At 44.7% G+C, this 21,498-nt stretch carries 20 protein-coding genes; 14 read left to right on the top strand and 6 right to left on the bottom strand.

All coding sequences use genetic code 11. From position 1 onward, the window contains the following. The first annotated feature begins 42 nt into the window (after positions 1-42). The 6 genes from phoU (at position 43) to ACFP56_RS08075 (ending at position 6,337) form a co-directional block, all read left to right on the top strand. Positions 43-702, top strand: a complete 660-nt coding sequence (phoU, locus tag ACFP56_RS08100; RefSeq protein WP_379233319.1) for a phosphate signaling complex protein PhoU — start codon at positions 43-45, stop codon at positions 700-702. A 109-nt stretch (positions 703-811) separates the two neighbouring features. Beyond that, positions 812-3,487, top strand: a complete 2,676-nt coding sequence (gene polA / locus ACFP56_RS08095; protein ID WP_379233103.1) for a DNA polymerase I — start codon at positions 812-814, stop codon at positions 3,485-3,487. A gap of 18 nt (positions 3,488-3,505) precedes the next feature. Then, a complete protein-coding gene (gene mutM / locus ACFP56_RS08090) occupies positions 3,506-4,339 on the top strand; it encodes a DNA-formamidopyrimidine glycosylase (RefSeq protein WP_379233100.1) in 834 nt (277 codons plus the stop codon). Between the two features lie 95 nt (positions 4,340-4,434). Then, positions 4,435-5,160 carry an MntP/YtaF family protein gene (locus ACFP56_RS08085; RefSeq protein WP_379233098.1) on the top strand — a complete coding sequence of 242 codons (726 nt, stop codon included), beginning with the start codon at positions 4,435-4,437 and terminating at the stop codon, positions 5,158-5,160. 14 nt (positions 5,161-5,174) lie between these two features. Further along, positions 5,175-5,771, top strand: coding sequence for a dephospho-CoA kinase (coaE, locus tag ACFP56_RS08080; RefSeq protein WP_379233096.1), 597 nt, complete (start codon positions 5,175-5,177; stop codon positions 5,769-5,771). Continuing rightward, positions 5,768-6,337: a lytic transglycosylase domain-containing protein gene (locus ACFP56_RS08075; protein WP_379233094.1), complete on the top strand. Its 570-nt coding sequence runs from the start codon at positions 5,768-5,770 to the stop codon at positions 6,335-6,337. Before coaE ends, ACFP56_RS08075 begins: the two co-directional genes overlap by 4 nt. 165 nt (positions 6,338-6,502) lie before the next feature. On the opposite strand, the gene ACFP56_RS08070 is transcribed toward ACFP56_RS08075, so the two are convergent. Then, the gene (locus tag ACFP56_RS08070; protein ID WP_379233092.1) at positions 6,503-6,718 is read right to left on the bottom strand and encodes a small, acid-soluble spore protein, alpha/beta type; all 216 of its coding nucleotides are present in this window, start codon (positions 6,716-6,718) and stop codon (positions 6,503-6,505) included. A 95-nt stretch (positions 6,719-6,813) separates the two neighbouring features. On the opposite strand from ACFP56_RS08070, the gene nrdR reads away from it, so the two are divergent. Beyond that, on the top strand, positions 6,814-7,293 hold the full coding sequence (nrdR, locus tag ACFP56_RS08065; protein ID WP_379233090.1) for a transcriptional regulator NrdR: 480 nt from the start codon (positions 6,814-6,816) through the stop codon (positions 7,291-7,293). 58 nt (positions 7,294-7,351) lie between these two features. On the opposite strand, the gene infC is transcribed toward nrdR, so the two are convergent. After that, positions 7,352-7,828 carry a translation initiation factor IF-3 gene (infC, locus tag ACFP56_RS08060; RefSeq protein WP_379233088.1) on the bottom strand — a complete coding sequence of 159 codons (477 nt, stop codon included), beginning with the start codon at positions 7,826-7,828 and terminating at the stop codon, positions 7,352-7,354. Between the two features lie 26 nt (positions 7,829-7,854). Next, positions 7,855-8,553 carry a Crp/Fnr family transcriptional regulator gene (locus ACFP56_RS08055; RefSeq protein ID WP_379233086.1) on the bottom strand — a complete coding sequence of 233 codons (699 nt, stop codon included), beginning with the start codon at positions 8,551-8,553 and terminating at the stop codon, positions 7,855-7,857. Between the two features lie 301 nt (positions 8,554-8,854). On the opposite strand from ACFP56_RS08055, the gene ACFP56_RS08050 reads away from it, so the two are divergent. The 5 genes from ACFP56_RS08050 (at position 8,855) to ACFP56_RS08030 (ending at position 15,096) form a co-directional block, all read left to right on the top strand. Beyond that, a complete protein-coding gene (locus tag ACFP56_RS08050) occupies positions 8,855-9,829 on the top strand; it encodes a 2-hydroxyacid dehydrogenase (protein ID WP_379233084.1) in 975 nt (324 codons plus the stop codon). 62 nt (positions 9,830-9,891) lie between these two features. After that, entirely contained in the window at positions 9,892-10,671 is a 780-nt protein-coding gene (murI, locus tag ACFP56_RS08045; protein ID WP_379233082.1) for a glutamate racemase, read from the top strand. Between the two features lie 354 nt (positions 10,672-11,025). Continuing rightward, positions 11,026-11,919, top strand: a complete 894-nt coding sequence (locus tag ACFP56_RS08040; protein WP_379233080.1) for an ROK family protein — start codon at positions 11,026-11,028, stop codon at positions 11,917-11,919. Positions 11,920-11,996: 77 nt separating this feature from the next. After that, entirely contained in the window at positions 11,997-12,674 is a 678-nt protein-coding gene (locus ACFP56_RS08035; RefSeq protein WP_379233078.1) for a PspA/IM30 family protein, read from the top strand. A 91-nt stretch (positions 12,675-12,765) separates the two neighbouring features. Then, positions 12,766-15,096, top strand: a complete 2,331-nt coding sequence (locus ACFP56_RS08030; protein WP_379233076.1) for a septation ring formation regulator EzrA — start codon at positions 12,766-12,768, stop codon at positions 15,094-15,096. Positions 15,097-15,465: 369 nt separating this feature from the next. Here ACFP56_RS08030 and nagZ read toward each other — a convergent pair whose 3' ends face one another. Further along, on the bottom strand, positions 15,466-16,725 hold the full coding sequence (gene nagZ / locus ACFP56_RS08025) for a beta-N-acetylhexosaminidase (protein ID WP_379233073.1): 1,260 nt from the start codon (positions 16,723-16,725) through the stop codon (positions 15,466-15,468). 139 nt (positions 16,726-16,864) lie between these two features. On the opposite strand from nagZ, the gene ACFP56_RS08020 reads away from it, so the two are divergent. After that, positions 16,865-17,872: a Gfo/Idh/MocA family protein gene (locus tag ACFP56_RS08020; protein ID WP_379233071.1), complete on the top strand. Its 1,008-nt coding sequence runs from the start codon at positions 16,865-16,867 to the stop codon at positions 17,870-17,872. A gap of 22 nt (positions 17,873-17,894) precedes the next feature. Next, entirely contained in the window at positions 17,895-18,806 is a 912-nt protein-coding gene (locus tag ACFP56_RS08015; RefSeq protein WP_379233069.1) for an aldo/keto reductase, read from the top strand. A 222-nt stretch (positions 18,807-19,028) separates the two neighbouring features. On the opposite strand, the gene ACFP56_RS08010 is transcribed toward ACFP56_RS08015, so the two are convergent. Together ACFP56_RS08010 and fabV are read right to left on the bottom strand one after the other, a co-directional pair. After that, positions 19,029-19,964, bottom strand: coding sequence for a ribose-phosphate diphosphokinase (locus ACFP56_RS08010; protein ID WP_379233067.1), 936 nt, complete (start codon positions 19,962-19,964; stop codon positions 19,029-19,031). A 243-nt stretch (positions 19,965-20,207) separates the two neighbouring features. After that, the gene (fabV, locus tag ACFP56_RS08005) at positions 20,208-21,398 is read right to left on the bottom strand and encodes an enoyl-ACP reductase FabV (protein WP_379233064.1); all 1,191 of its coding nucleotides are present in this window, start codon (positions 21,396-21,398) and stop codon (positions 20,208-20,210) included. Positions 21,399-21,498 lie beyond the last annotated feature (100 nt).

Genomic DNA, 21,498 nt, shown 5'->3' with positions numbered 1-21,498 from the left:
AGCAGACGCAGCACTAAATTTTGGGGAGGAATAACAATCATGATGACGGTACGTAGAGAATTTGATCAAGGGCTAGAGCAATTAAACCAATGGCTTGTTGAGATGGGAGAGCTCGTTGAGCGTGCTGTCGAGCAAGCGATCAACTCGCTTAAGGATAATAATCAAGAGCTGGCGAATAAAGTAATTGCCGACGATGTAAAAGTAAATGAGATGGAAGAGAAAATAATGGAGCTTGGCTTAAAGCTGATCGCTACTCAGCAGCCCGTTGCAAAGGATTTGCGTCGCATCATTGCTGCCTTCCGCATTGCGAGCGATTTGGAGCGCATGGGGGATTTAGCGCTTGATATTGCCAAGGCTGTGCTTCGTCTGCAAGGCGAGCCACTTATCAAGCCAATTATTGATATTCCACGAATGGGAGAAATTATTCGCAACATGACGTATGAAGCGATTCAGGCGTATGTGCATGAAAACGTTGATCTTGCCTTCAAAATGGCAAAGGACGATGATCAGGTCGATGCCCTATTCAGTCAGATCACGCGTGAGCTATTGCTGCTTATGATGGAAAATCCACGCAACATTGCGCAAGCACAAATTTTAAGCTTTGTTGGACGCTATATCGAACGTTACGGCGATCATGCGACGAATATCGGAGAAAGCGTTGTATATCTGGTAACTGGCAAGCGTCCGGATCTAAACTCATAAATATCGGCAGAAAAAAGGACTTTCCCCTGATGTTATGACTAGGGAAGGTCCTTTTTGTGGTATCATAGAGTAGTATTGACAAGTTACATAGAATGAGGTGCAGCTTCAAATGAAAAAATGGATGTTAATTGATGGCAATAGTATTACATATCGTGCGTTTTTCGCAATGCCGCCACTTACGAATTCTTCAGGCATGCAGACGAATGCGATCTATGGATTTACTACTATGCTGTTGAAGCTGATTGAGGAGCAAAAGCCAACACATATTTTGGTGGCCTTTGACGCAGGAAAAACGAATTTCAGACATGAGCAATTTACTGAATATAAAGCAGGACGTCAGAAAACACCGCCTGAGCTGTCACAGCAGTTCCCTCTGCTGAAGGAGCTTATTGAAGCATTTGGCATTGCGCAATACGAGATTGATGGCTATGAGGCTGATGACATTATCGGAACGCTTACAGCCAAGGCAGATGAGCAGCAAATTGAAACAGTTGTAATCTCTGGTGATAAGGACATGCTGCAGCTTGCTTCTCCTAAAGTGACAATTGCTGTAACACGCAAAGGGGTAAGTGAGGTGGAGCTGTATTCACCAGAAACGATTCAGGAAAAATACGGCCTTGAGCCTAAGCAGATCATTGACCTGAAGGGGTTAATGGGTGATACATCCGATAATATTCCGGGTGTCCCAGGTGTAGGCGAGAAAACAGCGCTGAAGCTGCTGCATCAGTTCCCGACGGTTGAAGAGGTGCTGAGCAATTTGGATGCGCAAAAGGGCAAGCTGAAGGAGAATCTAACGACCCATCAGGAAGCAGCGATTATGAGCAAGCAGCTCGCTACCATCTTCCGTGAGGTTCCAATTGAGCTGACAGAGGATCAGATGATCTACAGCGGCTATGATTCAGCTAAGCTTGCTGAGCAGCTGCAAAAGCTGGAGTTCAAATCACTGCTAGAGCGACTTGATGTATCTGCTGGAAGCAGCTCCAGTGAAGAAGAGGCAAAGCAGGCGCTTGCTGCCTTGACTATTTACAATATTACTGAGCAAGGAAGCGAAGGACTCGCGCAGCTTGTTACTGCATTAAAGCAGCAGCAGATGCACGGACTGTATGTCGAGACGATTGGAGAAAATCCTCATCTTGCGACCTTTGAGGGTATTGCTATTGCACTGGGTGAAGAGGTTTTTGTCATTTCTCCAGCTATGCTGAAGCAGCAGGAGCTTGTGCCAGTCGTGGAATGGCTTGCTGACGAGGAAATTAAAAAGTACGGCTATGATCTGCACAAGGTCGAGCTGGTGCTGAATTGGCATGGCATTCAATTGGGCGGCGGTTATTTTGATGTTCAGCTTGCAGCCTATTTGCTTGATCCAACGGATGGCAATCAGCTTCTGCATACGATCGCGGAACGCAATGGTATTTATGGTTTGCCATCTGATGATGAAGTATACGGTAAAGGAGCTAAGCTGAAGCTTCCCGCAGAGCCTGAGCTGTTCCAGCATCTTGCGGTTAAGGCAAGCGTTGTTCAGCAGCTCGTGCCTAAGCTGAACAAGCAGCTGGAGGATACGCGCATGGCTGCGCTTTATTATGACCTTGAGGGCCCGCTTTCGCGCATTTTGGCACAAATGGAGAAGCGCGGCATTAAAGTTGAGCGTACTGAGCTAGAGCAGCAAGGCGTTGAGCTGGAGGCTTCACTAAAGCGCCTGACAACGGAAATCTACGAGCAAGCAGGCATGGAGTTCAAAATCAGCTCGCCGAAGCAGCTTGGCGAGGTGCTGTTCGAGAAGCTTGGGCTTCCTGCGAAGAAAAAGACCAAAACCGGCTACTCTACAGATGCCGAGGTGCTGGAAGAGCTTGCACCTTATCATCCTATCGTTAAAAATATTCTCGACTATCGACAGCTCGCCAAGCTTCAGTCCACCTATATCGAAGGACTGCTGAAAGAGGTAAGAGAGGAAACGGGCCATATCCATACGTATTACCGCCAAACTATAGCGGCAACAGGGAGACTTAGCTCGCAATTTCCAAACTTGCAAAACATTCCGATTCGTTTGGAGGAAGGAAGAAAGATTCGCAAAGCCTTTATTCCTTCAGAGCCTGGATGGAGTATTGTTGCAGCGGACTACTCGCAGATTGAGCTGCGCGTACTGGCGCATATTTCGGGCGATGAACGGTTGAAGGAAGCGTTTATCCATAATCAAGATATTCACACAAAAACGGCAATGGACGTATTTGGTGTTTCTGCTGAAGAGGTGGACAGCAATATGCGCCGTTCTGCGAAGGCCGTCAATTTCGGGATTGTTTACGGCATTAGTGATTTTGGCTTATCGCAAAACCTTGGCATTACGCGCAAGGAAGCGTCTCAATTTATCGAGCAGTATTTCAACGTTTTTAGAGGTGTCCGCAAATATATGGATGACATTATCGCAGAAGCGAAGAAAAATGGCTACATCGTCACACTGCTTGATCGTCGCCGTTACGTGCCGGATATCCACGCATCAAACTTCAATATCCGCTCTTTTGCGGAACGAATCGCGATGAATACGCCCATTCAAGGCTCTGCTGCGGACATTATCAAGCTTGCTATGGTAAAAATGAACGCAGAGCTGGAGCAGCGCAAGCTGCAAAGCCGCATGCTTCTTCAGGTGCATGATGAACTTGTATTCGAGGTTCCTCCTCATGAGCTGGAGTTGATGAAGGAGCTTGTACCGCAGGTGATGGCAGATGCGATCAAGCTTGACGTTCCTCTTGTAGCTGATGTAAGCTACGGCGATAGCTGGTATGAAGCGAAATAAAGCAAAGAGGTGACAGCATTGCCAGAATTACCGGAGGTTGAAACGGTAGCACGAACATTAAAACAACTTGTGCAAGGAAAAACGATTGAACACGTTCAGGTTCATTTGCCGAGAATTATCCAGAGGCCTGCAGAGATTGAGCAGTTTTGCGCTGCGCTCATTGGGCATACAATTATGGATGTGGCAAGGCGCGGCAAGTTTTTGCGCATTATACTTGACGGGCTTGTTCTTGTATCCCATTTGCGCATGGAAGGCCGCTATGGATTATTCAAGCAGGATGAGCCTGTTGAAAAGCATACTCATGTTAGATTCAGCTTTACGGATGGAACGGAGCTTCGCTATAAGGACGTGCGGCAATTTGGGACGATGCATTTGTTCAAAGAGGGTGAAGAGCTGCTTGAGCTGCCGCTTAAAAAACTGGGCATAGAGCCTTTATCAGATCAATTTACGCCCGATATATTGCGCAGCAAGCTGGAGAAGCGTTCATCTAAAATTAAACCGCTGCTGCTGAACCAAGAATTAATCGTTGGATTAGGCAATATATATGTGGATGAGGCGTTATTCGCTGCGAAAATTCATCCTGAACGAACGCCTGACTCATTATCCAGCAAGGAATGGAAAAGCTTGCATCAGGCAATTGTCGATACGCTGACCAGAGCAGTCGATGCAGGCGGCTCCTCGATCAAATCCTATGTGAACGGTCAAGGCGAGATGGGCTTGTTTCAGCAGCAGCTTTCAGCTTATGGCCGAGAAAATGAGCCCTGCTCAAGCTGCGGCACAACGATGGTTAAGTTTGTTGTCGGCGGCAGAGGCACGCATATTTGTCCGCGATGTCAAAAATTGAAAAAGTAGGGTAATCACGAATGCTCTTTTCTACGCATATGATACGTTACGCTTGTAGGCATCTGACTACGACGTATTGTAGAGGTGTGGGAAGGAGTACGATCATGTTATTCATGCATTTTGCATCTATGGCAGTATTAGCTATTGCCGTAAGTCTTGATAGCTTCGGTGTCGGTATCACGTATGGCCTGCGTAAAATTACAATTCCATTACTTTCAATTCTCATTATTGCTTGCTGCTCAGGCGGTGTCATTGCGATTTCCATGCAGGCGGGCACATGGCTTTCATCTTATTTATCACCAGTTGCCGCTAGCCGCATTGGCGCCGTCATATTAGTAGCTATCGGAGTTTGGGCGTTATATCAATACTACCGTGGCATGCATGAGCGGAAGAATGGCAAGATGGAATCCCAGGAGACGGAGCGGCAAGCTGCACGCTCCAATGAAGGGGAAGCTGTTCCTGAACAGGCTGAGAAGGAGTCTTTTGCTTCGGCGCTATTTACAATAGAGCTAAAGCGTTTAGGCCTGGTTATTCAAATTTTGAGAAAGCCGCAAACGGCAGATTTTGATGCGTCAGGCAATATTTCCTCATCAGAAGCTCTGATGCTTGGCATAGCCTTGTCGCTTGACGCGTTTGGCGCAGGTCTTGGTGCTGCTATGCTTGGTCTGCATGCTATTTACACACCGTTAACGATTGCTTTATGCAGCGCCATATTTTTAGTGGCTGGGACGATGCTTGGACGTAAGCTGTCTCATTTGCCATTCATTCATTATTTGAGCGGTCTTCCAGGACTGCTGTTGATACTTCTTGGTTTTTTGAAATTTATGTAAAAGAGGTGAGTGCAATGCTGATCGGATTGACAGGCGGAATCGCTAGTGGGAAAAGTACGGTAAGCGCAATGCTCGTCAAGCATGGAGCTTTGCTTGTTGATGCAGATCAGGTTGCTCGCGATGTAGTAGAGCCAGGGCAGCCTGCTCTACTACAAATCGTAGACGTATTTGGTCAGGATGTTCTCAATTCAGATGGTAGCTTGAATCGCAAAGCGTTAGGCGCAATTGTTTTTTCTGATTCGGACAAGCTTAAGCAGCTGGAGGGCATTACGCATCCAGCCATAAGGGCAAGCATGCTGCAAAAAATAGAGCAGTACAAGCTTTTATCGCCCAATGCTTTGATTGTGGCGGATATACCTTTATTGTACGAAACCAATCAGGCGCATTTATATGAAGGGGTACTTGTTGTATATGTGCCTGAAGACGTTCAAGTTGAACGTTTGATGCAGCGAAATGAATTAACTCGAGAGCAAGCGATTGAACGAATTAGCCTGCAAATGGATATTGAAGAAAAGAAAGCACGTGCAGACTGGGTTATCGATAACTCAGCTTCCTTGGAATATACAGAGCAGCAGGTGATTCAACTGATCAAAAGGCTTGGTGATCAATGAAGAAGAAACGAATGCGTCGTAAACTGCTGCTTTTTATTATAATAGGATTTATTGCCATATTATTTATACGTTCTAATTGGATCAGTGAGATGATGTACCCTGTCAAGTATCGTGGCATTATTTCAGATAAGTCTGTAAAGTATGAGGTCGATCCGCATCTGATTGCAGCCGTAATTCGTGTAGAATCTAACTTTCAAACGGGTAGAGAATCGCCAAAGGGGGCGGTTGGCTTGATGCAGCTTATGCCGACAACGGCGGAGTGGATTGTTGAGCGTAATAAGATGAAGATGATTTCGCTGGATGAGCTTAAGCACGATCCAGAGTTGAATATAGAGCTTGGGACATGGTATTTGAGACATTTACTGGGGCAGTTTGAGGATGATGTCATTATTTCGATCGCTGCCTATAATGCAGGACCTGGCAATGTATCAAAGTGGCTTGAAGAAAAGACGTGGGATGGGCATTATGAATCCGCGGATGATATTCCATATGGCGAGACTCGAATGTATGTCCAAAAGGTTGTTTATTATTACAATAAATATAAAGAACTCTATCCTCAGATTTAGCAAGGGAATTGGAAATTTATTGATGGATAAAACTAATACTGGACGCTGGAATAACGGCAATATTATAATATAAGTAATTTTTGGACAGGCATTAATAAGCAACGAGATTGCTCCTCCCATAGGAAGAGCAATCTCATTGCTACTTTCAATAAACAAACATATAAATTAACGTTGACCTGCTAGAGATTGCTCAGCGATTTGTACAAGGCGACGAGTGATGTTACCACCGATGTAACCAGTCTCTTTTGTAAGAACATTACCGTAGTAACCGTCTTGTGGAATCGCGATACCAAGTTCTTGAGCTACTTCGAATTTCAAACGATCGATTGCTTCGATAGCTTGAGGAATTAGCAATTGGTTGCTGTTGCGATTGCGTGACATATTGTTTCACCTCCTTGCGGTTGGTAAAAGTATTATGTGCGATATTACATGAATTATTACAGGAAAGGTCTGGCAAAAAGAAAGGAGGAATGCTCATGAAGTGTCCATACTGCGATTATTCAGGTACAAAGGTGCTGGATTCCCGTCCAGCTAATGAAAATAAATCAATTCGTCGTCGTCGTGAGTGCGAGCAATGCAGTAGAAGATTCACAACATTCGAGATGATTGAGGAAACCCCTCTTATCGTTATTAAAAAGGATGGCAGCCGCGAGGAGTTTAGCCGTGATAAAATATTGCGTGGACTAATTCGCGCGTGCGAGAAACGTCCCGTTCCTGTGGAACGCTTGGAGGTCATCGTTTCTGAGGTGGAAAAGGAGCTGCGAACGACGGCTCTTGCAGAAGTAGAAAGCAGTGCAATTGGCTCCATTGTAATGAATCAGCTCTACCCGGTTGATGAGGTTGCATATGTTCGCTTTGCATCCGTATATCGTCAATTCAAAGATATTGAAATGTTTATGAAGGAGCTTAACTCGCTGCTTTCTAATACGAATGTTCAACCAACTGAAGATAAATAAAAAGCACGTTCCAATGCTGATCCAGCTGATCAGTTAAGGAACGTGCTTTTTTACTGGATTACAGGGGCAATACCGTGACAGCCGCTTGTTTGCCGCTAAGCTGTATGCCTGTTGCAGGTTTCCCGTACGGCTTAAGGTCGGCAATCAACTCTTCGAGCAGTGACTTTGCAGCTTGTCCCTGCTTCCCGCTAAGCTTAATAACAAGAGCAACTGGATGTCCTGATTCGAGCAGCTTCTGACATTGTCGCAGCTTTGTATCATAGTCATGCGCCTCAATTGTTGGCGTTAAACGAATTTCCTTTTCTTTTTTAGGTGTTGACTTATCCTTAGCCTGAAGCGCTTGCTTCGCCTTTCCGCGAGAAATGAGCTGACATTGCGGAGGACTTGTCATAATATTGATGCAAACCAAATCGACTTTTTGATCTTTTGCATCCTGAAGCGCTTCGTTTGTAGAGACAATACCTAACGATTGACCTTCAAGATCTAACAGATCGACTTCAGATGCTTTTATGTTTTCATTCATGAGTAATGCCATCGGTCGTTCTCCTAATGAATTAATAGTTAGTGCTGATTTAATTTATTTCGCAGCGCTTCGAGATTAAGAAGAGTAAGCTTTTTATTACTTAAATCGATCAGTGCTTCATCCTGCAATTCCATAATTATTTTAGAAACCGTTTCTCGCGCAGCTCCGACTGTATCAGCCAACTGCTGGTGTGTAATTTTTACCGGAATAAGACAGCTTCCATCCTCGCGTAATTTACCAACCTCTTTTCCAAGATCTAGCAAACGGCGTATAATTCGATGCTGCACATTAAGAAAGGTTAAATCATAAATTTGATGATTGGCCTTGCGCAGTCTTTCCATTGTATAATTTAACAATAAGAATGGAACGTTGCGATCCTTCTCTACAAGCTTATAAAAATCTGATCGATGCAAAGAATATACCTTAACAGCTGTCATCGTTTCCGCTGTAGCTGAACGTGCAAGACCTGGTTGCATTAACGCCATCTCTCCGAAATATTCCCCTTTTGTTAAGTAAGCTAGTGTGATCCGTTTGGCTTTATTCGAGGTGTAAATGCTTACCATACCTGAACGAATAAAAAAGATCTGATTCCCTTCATCTCCCTCATGAAATATGATTGCACCCTTTTTATAGGATTCTTCCCGCATATAAGGCACGAGATGCTCTAGCAGGCTTTGGTCTATATCCTTGAAGAAAGGGATATTCGCTCTTAATTTGTTCGTATCAATGCTATTCAAACTAGGATTCCTCACTTTAATTGATAAATTTGTAATACAAGTCACTGAAAGAACATGTCGATTTTGATACTCTTTAGGTGGGAGAAGGGATTAGATTGATTCAAAAGGAGGTCTGTCTATAGGCATATATTATTTATGATAACGGGAATGACAGGGTTAATCAATCCATTATTCTCAAAATAATGGGTAGTACGAGAAAAAAGAGCTTTTTTGCTGTTGGGAGGCGGCAAAAAAGCTCTTTTCGTTGTAATCAGGAAATGTTCCAGCTATGATTAAATGAGAACTAGAGGAGGGATTGCATATGAAGCCACTTATATTTGTAGATCGTAGACTGCCGAGCAATGTTCAGTATTATTTGGAGGAGCATTGTAGGGTGTTGACGTGGAAGCCAGATGAACAGCGTGAGGAAACGAAGCTCAAGGAGTACTTAGCAGAAGCAGAGGGCTATTTTACTAGCGGAGCGATGAAGGTAAGTGATGAGCTTCTAAATGCTGCCCCAAAGCTTAAAGTAATTAGTACAATGAGTGTCGGCTACAACCATTTTGATATAGCTGCCATGCGTTCCCGCGGCATCATTGGCACACATACTCCATATGTACTGGATGATACAGTTGCTGATCTCATTATGGGGCTTATGCTGACATCTGCACGGCGAATTTCTGAGCTAGATCGATTAATTCGCAATAAGCAGTGGAAAGGCAATGAGGGCAGAAAGCTGTTTGGTCTGGATGTTCATCATCGTAAGCTTGGCATTATTGGCATGGGGAGAATTGGAGAGGTTGTTGCCAAGCGTGCAAAATACGGCTTCGACATGGATATCTCTTATTATAATCGATCTCGTAAGCCACAGCTGGAGGAACAACTTGGTCTTACATATAAAAGTCTGGAGCAGCTGCTTGCAGACTCAGATTTTGTGTTGTTGTTGACTCCTTTAACACCTGAGACTAAAGGTTTAATTGGTGCGAAGCAGTTTTCATTAATGAAGCAAAGTGCTATATTTATTAATGCATCCCGAGGTGCAACGATTGATGAGCAGGCATTAGTTGAGGCGCTGCAAAATGGTCAAATTGCGGGTGCGGGCTTGGATGTATTTATCAAGGAGCCGCTTCCGCTGGAGCATCCTTTTATGGAAATGGAGCAAGTAGTCATGACACCGCATATTGGTTCTGCTACAGAGGCAACTCGTGATGATATGGCAATGCTGGCTGCTAGAAATCTAGTGCATGCACTTCTTGATTTAGGTGAAGCCCATATCGTGCCCGAACTGGCACGCTAATCCATTCAGTGCATACAGATGAATAACAATATTTTATGCGAAGCAAGAGGGAACGATAGATTATGACAATTGGCATATTTGATTCAGGCATAGGCGGGCTAACAGTATTAAGCGAAGCGATTAGAAGAATACCGACAGAGGATTATATTTATGTAGCGGATACATTACATGTCCCTTACGGCACTAAAAGTAAGGAAGAGGTGCAGCGCTATATTCTCGAAAGTGTTCAGGATACAATGAAGCTGGATATTGATGCACTGGTCATCGCTTGCAATACAGCAACCAGCATTGCAGTAGAACTGCTTCGTGATACTTATCCAAATATTCCAATTATTGGAATGGAACCGGCTGTTAAGCCAGCTGTAGAGATGAATGCCTCCACTGGTCGTAGAGTACTCGTATTTGCGACTCCGCTTACACTCTCATTGCCGAAATACTATGCCTTGGTATCGAGAGTTGATGGTAACGGCATCGTAGATTCATTGCCGATGGAGAAACTCGTTCCATTTTGTGAAAATATGCAATTTTCAGGTGAAGAGGTAAAAAATTATTTTATGGATAAGCTCTCTCCATACAATCTGGAGGAGTATGGGATGATCGTTTTAGGCTGTACGCATTATCCGTATTTCAAGCCAGTATTGCAAGACATTTTGCCAGAGCATATTGGCATTGTGGATGGCAGCATTGGAACAGTGAGACGTCTGGTAGCTCAACTGCATCGTTTTGGCGTAGCAAGAGGAAAAGGCTCGGCAAAAGTGAACTTTACCAATACGTCTCATGATGATGCCTATAACGATAAAATGAAACGTGCTTTAGTCTATTTACAAGAACAAGGTTTGTAGAAAAAAGTAAGTTACTGATTGGATATCGAGCCGTAACAAGCTTTGCAAATATTATTTATAATCAGTTTTTTGGCTATTTTCGTTAATTTTAGAGATGATATGTTTTGATTAATAGAGCTTATCGTGTATGTATTGGAAGAAATGGGAGCTTCAGTACAACTGCAAGCGCTGTCTGTGGCGCGGCTATCATGCTTCTTCCTTTTTACTTGTATGTCCTGTGCACAGATGCAGCTTGTTTTATGCAGAACGAGCTGTTACCTTTACTAGTTTTTGTTGTGCTAAGAGCGCGCTATCGTCTAAAACGTTTATAGTTTACATAAGTCGTATTTTTTACACATTTAGGAGGTTTAACCTGTGAGAATTGGTGCAATTGAAGCTGGTGGAACGAAAATTATTTGTGGGATTGGCAACGAACATGGTGAAATCGAAAAGAAAATCAATTTCCCTACAGAGTCGCCTGAAATCGTGTTCGCGAAAATAAGAAGCTTTTTTGAAGAGGAGCAGCTTGATGCGCTAGGTGTTGGAACATTTGGCCCGATTGATGTTAATCGAAGCAGTGCAACCTACGGATATATTACCTCGACACCTAAGCCAGGCTGGCGAGACGTCGATGTACTCGGAGAGCTTAAATCGTACATCGACGTACCGATTGGATTTGATACGGATGTCAATGGTGCAGCACTTGCTGAAGCGCTTTGGGGTAGCGCGAAAGGCGTCAATAGCTGTGTTTACTATACCATTGGTACAGGTGTAGGCGTAGGGGTTTATGTGGAGGGTAATCTCGTACACGGTCTGTTGCATCCGGAAGCAGGGCATATACCGGTCAAGCGGCATCCTCAGGATTCATTTGAAGGCCTTTGCCCCTATCATGGCGACTGCTTGGAGGGGGTAGCTGCAGGTCCTGCGATTGAACGTCGCTACGGCAAGAAGGGACACGAGCTGAGCGTAGATCATGAGGCTTGGAAGTTCGAAGCTTACTATCTAGGGCAAGCGTTAATGTCTACTATTTTGCTGCTTTCGCCAGAGCGGATTATTCTTGGCGGCGGTGTTATGCATCAGGAGCAGCTTTTCCCGATGATTCGCGAAGAGGTGAAGCGCAATCTGAACGGATATGTACAGCATGATATGCTGCTTAAGCATATTGATCAATATATCATTCCGCCAGGGCTAGGTGACAACGCGGGCTTAAGTGGAGCTGTGGCAATTGGATTACTGGAATACAAAGCTGCGAATGGACGAATAATGTAGAAACACGTACATTATTGAAACGTTACGTTAGTTGCAACGTATACATATTATTGCTAAATATTGAGGAGGTTTTGAATATGAGCATATTTGAACGATTGTTCCGTATTGGAAAAGCGAATGTAAATGCAGCGGTAGATAAGCTGGAGGACCCAGTTAAAATTATTGATCAGGTTTTACGTGAATTGGATGAAGATGTCGAGAAGGTAACGGCTGCGGTAACTTCCCAAATGGCTGTTGAAAAGCGTTTTGAGCGTGAGTTGAAGGAAGTAGAAGAGTTGGTTGCTAAGCGTGACTCACAGGCTCGTCAAGCACTAACGGCTGGTAATGAGGATCTTGCTAGAGAAGCGTTGGCTGATAAAGCGAAGCAGGTAGAGAAGCGCGACAAGATTAAGGAAAATTATGATCGTGCGAAAGCAACCGCAGATAAGCTTCGCGATCAATTGCGTGATCTTAAAGCTCGCGTAACAGAAATGAAGGATCAACGCAGCACGCTTATTGCACAAGCTGAAGCTGCTAAGGCACAGCAAAAAATTAACAGCACGATGAAGGGCGTAGGCAATAACGATGTTGGTGCTACATTCGCTCGTATGGAAGAAAAGATCAAAAAGATGCATGATGAAGCAGATGCAGCCTTTGAACTGGCTAATGAAGACAAATCACTAGATCAAAAATTTGAGGAGCAGCTTAAAGCTTCCCAATCCAATGCGATCGATGATGAGCTTGCCGCATTAAAAGCTGAACTTAATAAAAAATAATTGTTTTCGTATTTTTTTATTTTCATAATTGTTTAAAGGGAAGTCAAAGCCAGGTTGTGTAACCAGGCTTTTTCTTTATGGAGGTAGCTTAATGATAATGAGAAACAGCTTTTTTAAGATATCTGCGGCTATGATCATCGTTCTCACCATGTACAGCCTGCTTATTAGTCCGGTATTAGCTGTTACACCAAACGGCACCTACATACAGGATGAAATCGGCGCATTGAGCAATCAGGAAAAAAATGAGCTTGAAACAAGCATGCGCAATCAGGATATAAAGCTCAATGTGCTGATCATTGATTCGATTGGCTCGCAATCAATGGGAAGCTATAGTGAGCGGATATTTTCAGAATGGGGATTGGGCGCTGACGAAGGGCTGCTAGTTATTGCAGACGATGATGGAATGGTTCAGCTTCAGCTGCAGATCAATTCCAGATTGGAGAATGCAATATACAGTCAGTTCTCTGGCAGTAATCCAGTGACGACCTTTTTGGAGCAGCAATTTTACCCTTATGCAGCAGAAGGTAATTACTACAAGGCGATTGACGATACGATTAATGGTTTAGCACATTATGTACAGCAGTACAACAGCTTGCCTCCTGCAACGCCTGACCGTGCTCAAACGACCAGCAGCTCCTCATCAGCTTTATCGATGCTGTTAATGGTTGCATTTCTAGTCGTAGCAGCTATCGTGTTTGTGCTTGTACAACAGCGAAATAAGCGCATGCGCACCAAAAAGCTGCTGCCCCAGCTAGAGGACCATTACGAGAAAATATCGGCTAGGCTGCAGAAGCTGGATGCTGATATGAATGAGATCAAAAAATTCTCGAAGGGAAAATCACGTGATATAGTTGGCGATGTGGAGGATGAGCTGTATGAGCTCCTTCAGCAGATGTCCAAATATCCGGAGCAGCTTCGGTCATGGAAAACATTAAGTGCATTTCAGTTGCAGAAGCAAGAAGGAAGCCTGCGTCAGCTTGAGCGTGATTTGAAGCATATTGAGCAATCCATTGCTGAATTGCAGGCAGCAATTGATAAGTACAAAAGCATTGAGGCGGCCGCAACACAATTGCTGCAGGAGCGAAAGTCTAGCTTCGAGAAGGGGAAAGCAGCACTTGAAGCGATTGCTACAGATGCAGAAACAACGCTTAAGGCTTTGTTTGATCGACAGCAGGAGATCGCACAATTGCTGAAGGAGATTGAAGCAGCTTTAGCTTTTAATCCGATTGAAGCGAGTACACGACTGAATGCAGAAGAAAGTAAAATTTCAGGTTGGGTAGAGGATGTGCTCGATTATGAGCAATTGATCGAAGCATTGCGCACGCTTCCTGAGAATATAAAGCAAACAAGACAGAAAATTGACTTGCTCGTACAAAACGAGCAATTAACCCTGCAGGAAATATCACCTTATCAATCGTTCGATGCAATGAATGGACAGCTGCTGACGATCGAGCGATCATTGAAAATTGGAGATGTTCCAACTGCAAGAGATTGCGCCAATCGTATTGAGCAATGGCTGTCCACGGCGTTGTCAGATGTAACGAGATCCATTGACGCACGAGATGGCAATATCGAACAGGCAAGGACATTAGAGCTGTCGCTTCAGCAATTGAGAGCTGATAAGCTATCCATTGCAGAGAGGTCGATTGCACAAGCGAAGCAGGAATATGACAGCGTACACTGGCTTAATGCGGAACAGAAGCACTCTCGTATACCTGAGCAGATAGCGCAGATCGAGTCATTAATCAAGCAAGCGAAGCAGTTGAACGATAGAAGCAGTCAGCGTTATTTTGAAGCAGAGCGAATGCTTCAAGAGGCTCAAAATCAATTAAATGAGCTTGAAGCAATTTGCCTTGAGCATGAACAGTTGCTCCACGATCTGAATCGATCCAGACAGTCGCTGCAGCAGCGCGTTTCGCAGCTTAAGCAAAGCCTATCGCAAACCCGGAATCAGGTGCAGCATCAAGGAATTCGAGTTCAAGGCGCAATGGCAGAAGCGGAACGTTATGCACAGCAGCAGCTTGCGGATATTGAGCGGATGCTTGCAGTAAAGCCATATCGTCTTGAAGGAATAGAGCAATTACTGCTGCAAGTACAGCAAGCGAGCAATCACTTCAACCAGATTGCCTCCAAGGAAATATCGGAAAAACAGGCAAGAGAGCGTGCCGAACAAGAAAGACTTCGTCAAATTGCACAAATGGAAATGATGCGACGGATGATGAATAATGACCGAAACAGAGGTCCTCGTGGAGGTTCTCGTGGTGGCGGAGGCGGCTTCGGCGGAGGTGGCTTTGGTGGCGGAGGCTTCGGTGGAGGTGGCTCCCGTGGCGGCGGAGGCGGCTTCGGTGGTGGAGGCTCCCGTGGCGGCGGAGGCGGCTTCAGAGGCGGAGGCTCCCGCGGCGGAGGCGGACGCTTCAAATAGCTAGGGCGTGTCTGAAAACCCGCTCAGGGCACCTTGCATCGCCTTTTCGCCCCCTGCTTCGTTCCGATTGCTTGACGTACCCCCGGTACGCCTTCACAATCGCGCCTTGCATGGAACGAAAATCCGGCACAATTTGCTGTCCTCGAAGTTCTCAGACACACCCTAGTTAATGATTTCAATAAAGTAACGTAATACTAACAACGCCTGCTTCTACGCGAAGCAGGCGTTGTTAGTATTGTGAATCCTCTGGAACATCCAGCTGACAGATGGACATAATGCTGCTTAAAAATGACTTATGGGAGCAGAGGGCTATTGTGAGATAATCGCCGTCTTAAGGAACGCTTTACATCTGAATCTACTTCATTCTGATCACGTATTGAGTTTCATACGCAACACTAGCTTCACCGCTTCGTCGATAAGCACCTCATCGAGTACATGCTGCTCAACGGCACCAACTAATGCTTCAATAACCGCTTGCTGTTGCTTCGGTTGATGCCCGACAATGAGCATAGTATTGCCCGCCTGCAACGCTAATACAGCTGCTTCACCTATCTCATAATGCTCCGTAATGCCGCCCATAACTAAGTCATCGGTCATAACGATACCTTCAAAGCCTAATTCCTTGCGTAAATACTCGTTAATGATCGTTGGCGAAAGGGAAGCAGGGTAGCGTTCATCAATTTGAGGCAAATAGAGATGTCCGATCATAATAGCATCAATATCTTGCTCGATCGCTGCACGAAAAGGGACAAGCTCAAGCTGCTCAAGCTCTGACCAGCTTTTATTAATAATAGGCAGCTCATAATGCGAATCAGAGCTTGTATCACCATGTCCCGGAAAGTGCTTGCCTACCGTTATGACATGATCACTTAACCCTCTCATCATCGCCATACCGTGCTCTACAACCTCATCAGCAGTATCTCCAAATGCGCGAGAGCCGATTACCGGATTGTCAGGATTGTTGTTAATATCGAGTACCGGAGCGAAGTTGACATCAATTGAGAGATCAGCTAATGCTTCTCCCATTAAGCTGCCGCTCGCTTCCGTTAAGGCAGCATCGTTGAGCGCCGCAAGCTCGCTTGCAGCAGGAAAGGAGTCGGGCAAGCGATTTACCCTGCCTCCTTCTTGATCTAACGTTACCCAAAGCGGGATTCCATGAGCAGGCAGCTGCTTTAACTCTTTAACCAATGCTTGAAGCTGCTGTGTCGACGAGATGTTGCGCTTGAACAAAATAATGCTGCCGATGCCTTGTTCATGAATGAGTTGTTTTGTTGCTTTGCTGATGCTTTTTCCTTGATCTTCAATTCCAACGATAAGCAGTTGCCCGATTTTTTCCTTAAGGGTAAGTTCAGACAATTTCAGCTCGACAAGCTGTTGCAGCGTCTCTTCTGTATGCGTTTCTTCAGCTTGTGCGTCAGTATGAGCGGCTATTGGTTCAAGTGTTGGAGGAGGCGATTCTGATTTAATTTGCTGTGGTGATAGTGTTGCTTCTGGTGGATTCGTAGGCAATAGTGTTGCTGCTTGATTGGATGATGCTGGCTCGAGTTTCAAAAACATCTGAGCACCGTACCATAACCCGATGCCTGACAGAAGAGTTATAAAAAAAATGAACGGCCATTTTCGATTCAAATCGTTCTTACCTCTCCTCCTAATGATATAATAGAGCATAAGCTAGTTTACTCACTTGTGTGGTAACTAAATTACCCTTACATCATAACTGTTCTAGCAGGTATAAACAACACTTGAACACGGAAAAGGAGCTGGATTCATGAGTAAGCAAAAGATTCGCTGGGGTGTGCTTGGATGCGCTTCCATCGCAAAGCGGGCTGTTGTGCCAGGTATAAAAGGTTCTCAGTTTAACGAGGTAAGAGCAATTGCAAGCCGTTCACTGGAGACGGCTCAAGCTACAGCTCAAGAGCTCGATATTCCGATTGCCTATGGCAGCTATGAGGAATTGGTGCAAGATCCAGAGCTTGATGCTATTTACATACCGCTACCTAATCAGCTACATAAGGAATGGACGATTAAAGCGATGAAGGCAGGCAAGCATGTGTTGTGTGAGAAACCCATTGCTCTAACACATCAGGAAGCAGAAGAAATGCTGCAAGTGTCCAGGGAGATGAATGTTGTCGTCGCTGAGGCATTTATGTATCGTTACCATCCGCGTTATGCAGAAATTAAATCGTTAATTGCGGAAGGTGTAATTGGCGATATCCGTTTGATTAGAGGTTCATTTACATTCAACAATGGAAACAGCACGGAAAATGTACGTTTCGTCAAGGAATGGGGAGGAGGCTCCCTATACGATGTAGGCTGTTACCCAATTAGCGCAGCGCGTTATCTGCTAGGCAAAGAACCAATTGCAGCTACGATGCAAGCAATGTTTTCCGAAAAGCATGGTGGAGTTGATATGATGGCAGCGGGTCTGGTTGAATTCCCGGATGATGTCTCACTGCTATTCGATTGCGGCATGTGGGCGGCGTTCCGCAACCCTATGGAGATCTTGGGGACAAAGGGACGGATTGAGATTCCGTTTGCCTATTTAGGAAAAAATGAGCAGGAAGGACATTATTTCGTTCATACCGATCAAGGAATTGAAGAAAAAAAGGTCGATTACCTGGATACGTATTCCCTGCAAGCGGATGCTATTGCACGTGCGATCTACGGCGAAGAGCCGTTACCATTCCCGCTTGAGGATGCAGTGGCTAATATGAAGGTTCTGGAGGCTTGTTTACAGTCAGCTGAGAATGGAGCTCGTGTCACATTAAACCAATAACGTGATTAAGGAGTGAATTGTCATGCATTATATGTCAATAGCAGGATGCTCAAAACCAATTTCCACAGTCATCAAGGGTACAGATTATTTGCAACATGCAACGTATGAGCTCAATAAGGAGCAGCTTGATCAATACGTTGCAATCGGGGGCAATACCATTGATTCTGCGCATGTGTATACCGGAGGAGAAAGCGAGGCCGTTTTAGGCCGATATATGGAGGAACGAGGTAATAGAAGCGAGCTTGTCGTATTGACGAAGGGCGGCATCTCTAGCTTGCAGCGCTCCGTATTGCATCAAGAGCTTACGACTAGTCTAGAGCGACTGAGAACAGACTATATTGACTTATATGCACTGCATCGTGACGATGCTTCGCTAACGGTTGGGGAAATTATCGACATGATGAATGAATATATTGCGGCGGGGACGATTCATGCAATTGGTACATCGAACTGGACACCTGAACGCATTTTGGCAGCTAATGAATATGCGGCTCAACAGGGACTTGTTGGCTTTACGTTCAACAGTCCAAATCTTAGCCTAGCCAAGCCAAAGGAGGCTTTTTGGAGTGGCGTGCTTCATGTAGACGAGGAAATGGCTCGCATGCATGAGGTTACGAAACTACCATGCTTATCATGGTCACCACTTGCTAGAGGCTTCTTCTCCGGTCGTTTCACGCCTAACGAAGTAACAGACCGTGATATTGAACGTGTCTATTACAGTGACGAGAACTGGAGCAGATACGAGCGAGCAAAGCAGCTAGCGGAGCAAAAAGATGTGACGCTTCCAGAAATCGCTCTGGCCTATGTTGCGAACCAATCCTATCCAACTGCAATCATTGCTGGCGCGCGAACAATGGAGGAGCTGCAATCCTGCGTACGTGCAACGAACCTTGTATTAACAGAGGAAGAGATTGCTTGGCTGGAACAGGGCTAGCGTCTCTGGTATTCGATTTACGATGATATAGCTGGATACTATAATTTGGGTTTTTATATAGAGGAGCAGGTAGTTAGCGGTTCAGCCGCTCTACTTGCTCTTTTTGTGCTAGAGCATTCGAACGAAGCAAACCTGATGGCATATACAAAACGCCCCTCAAGGACATCTCAGCAATGTGTCCCGAGGGGAGTTAGTAACAGCTTATCGCTGTGCGTAATGGAGCTATGACTTGAATAACGTTGCAATCGATCCGCCTTCAGTAATAATTTTAATTGCCTTGGAAATAAGCGGAGCAACTGAAAGCACCACAAATTTATCGGAATGGTTTTCATCCAGCAGGATCGAATCGGTTACGACAATCTCATTGATATTCGGGTGATCGAGCTTTTGCAAGGCTTCGCCGGAGAACAAACCATGTGTCGCGCATATGTATGCATTATGGGAGCCTTTCTTTTTCAATGCCTCAACAACATTTACTATAGTGCTGCCAGTATCAATCATATCTTCAATAATGATTGGCGTCATCCCTTCGACTTCACCGATAATATGCGTAATTTCCGATTGATTGTGAGCAGGTCTGTTTTTGATCATAATGGCAAAAGGGCAATCAATTAAACCAGCCAGCTTTTCTGCAACCGTTGCGCGTCCAGCATCCGGTGAAACGACAACGGGATTGACCACTTTTTTCTCACGTATATACTTGATAATAATATCAAGCGCAGTAAGGTGATCGACTGTAATATCGAAAAAGCCCTGAATAGGATCGGCATGGAGATCAAGTGTAATAATACGTTCAGCGCCAACCGTTGATATAACATCAGCGACCATTTTTGCTGAAATCGGCTCACGAGGCTTGCTTTTGCGTTCCTGTCTTGCATATCCATAATATGGCATTACGATATTGATGGTTTTGGCAGAAGCACGTTTTGCCGCATCAATCATCACAAGCAGCTCTACTAGATGCTCATTGACAGGGTGAGACAGGGATTGTATTAGAAATACATCACAATTGCGCAGCGATTCCTCGTAGCTAACGTGAATTTCGCCGCTTTGCAAGCGAGAAATCGTAGCGTTGCCTAGTGAAACATCAAGATGCTCGCATACTGATTGTGCGAGCTGACGGTTTGATGAACCAGAAAAAATTTTTATATCAGACATAGCATCCTCCAAAAGTTGTACGTTCACGCAAATACGGATTGTAGCGTCAAAGTATAGTATCATAATCATAACAAATTAATGAAGGCTTAACAAATCACCCAAAAGATCGATAGGGAGCAAACGAACGCTTAAATGATAAAGCGAAAAAGATGAGAAGTTAACTTTTACGTTAAGCATAAATGAAAAACAGCCATAATAGGATGATCGTTCATTTGAAAGATCAGCTATTATGGCTGTTTCTTATTATTTTAGATTCGTAATTTCAACATTCGGATCAACGTCTGCCTCATAGTCAATACCTTCAACATTGAAGCCGAATAGACCAAAGAATTCATTGCGGTAGCCTTCAAGATCAGTAAGCTCGTACACATTTTCAGTAGCTAGCGCTTCCCATGTTTTGCTTACAGCCTCTTGGATTTCAGGACGCATTTCCAGATCGTCGATGCGAATTTGACGCTTGTCATCTACAGGAATTTCACCTTGAATATACAGGCGTTCGGAGAATAAGCGATACATTTGCTCGATGCAGCCTTCATGCGTGCCGGCTTCCTTCATCACCTTGTACAGTGCAGAGATGTACAACGGTACGACAGGGATAGCCGAGCTCGATTGCGTAACAAGCGCTTTATTGACCGATATATACGCGCGGCCGCCTGTTTGCTGCAACTGCTCGTGCAACACATCAGCTGTTTGCTGCAAATCATTTTTCGCAGCACCAATTGTACCATCGTGATACACTGCATGTGTAATCTCTGGCCCAATGTAGGAGTAGGCTACCGTTGTTGCATCTTCTGTAAGGGCATCAGCTGCTTTAAGCGCATCGATCCACATTTTCCAGTCCTCGCCGCCCATTACTGCAATCGTTTGGCGCAGCTCGTCTTCTGTAGCTGGCTCGATTGTTGCTTCTGTTACTTCTCCAGTATGGAAGTTAACGGTTTTGTTTGTATATGTGCTATGTAGCGGTTTAATGACCGAAGAGAAAACCTCTCCTGTTTTAGGATGTACACGACGCGGTGAAGCAACGCTGTATACAATTAGATCGACTTTGCCCAATTCTGTTTTGATCAGATCAATCGTTTTGTTTTTAATTTCATCGGAGAAGGCATCACCAACAATGCTGTAGGATTTTAGACCTTCTTGCGCTGCGGCTGCTTCAAATGCTGCTGAATTGTACCAGCCAGCTGTTGCTGTTCTTGCGCCTTCTGCAGCTTTGTCAAAGTACACACCAATCGTGTTTGCTTTGGCGCCAAAGGCAGAGACAATGCGTGATGCCAGTCCGTAGCCAGTGGATGCACCTACGACCAGTACATTTTTTGGTCCGCTTACTGCTGGCTGCTGCTTAACATAATTAATTTGGGCTTGTACCTGCTTGCCGCACCCTTCTGGATGAGCCGTCGTACAAATAAATCCTCTTGTTTTTGGTTGAATGATCATAATATTAGATATTCCTTTCTATCTTATATTCTCTATGAATATCTCTGTGCTGACTCTATTTTACCGATAATTACGTAATAATGGAAGTATAAACTAAGCA

The organism is Paenibacillus septentrionalis, assembly GCF_042659865.1.
In the GTDB taxonomy this organism is placed as follows: Bacteria; Bacillota; Bacilli; order Paenibacillales; family Paenibacillaceae; genus Pristimantibacillus; species Pristimantibacillus septentrionalis.
This window is presented reverse-complemented; position numbering and strand designations above follow the sequence as displayed.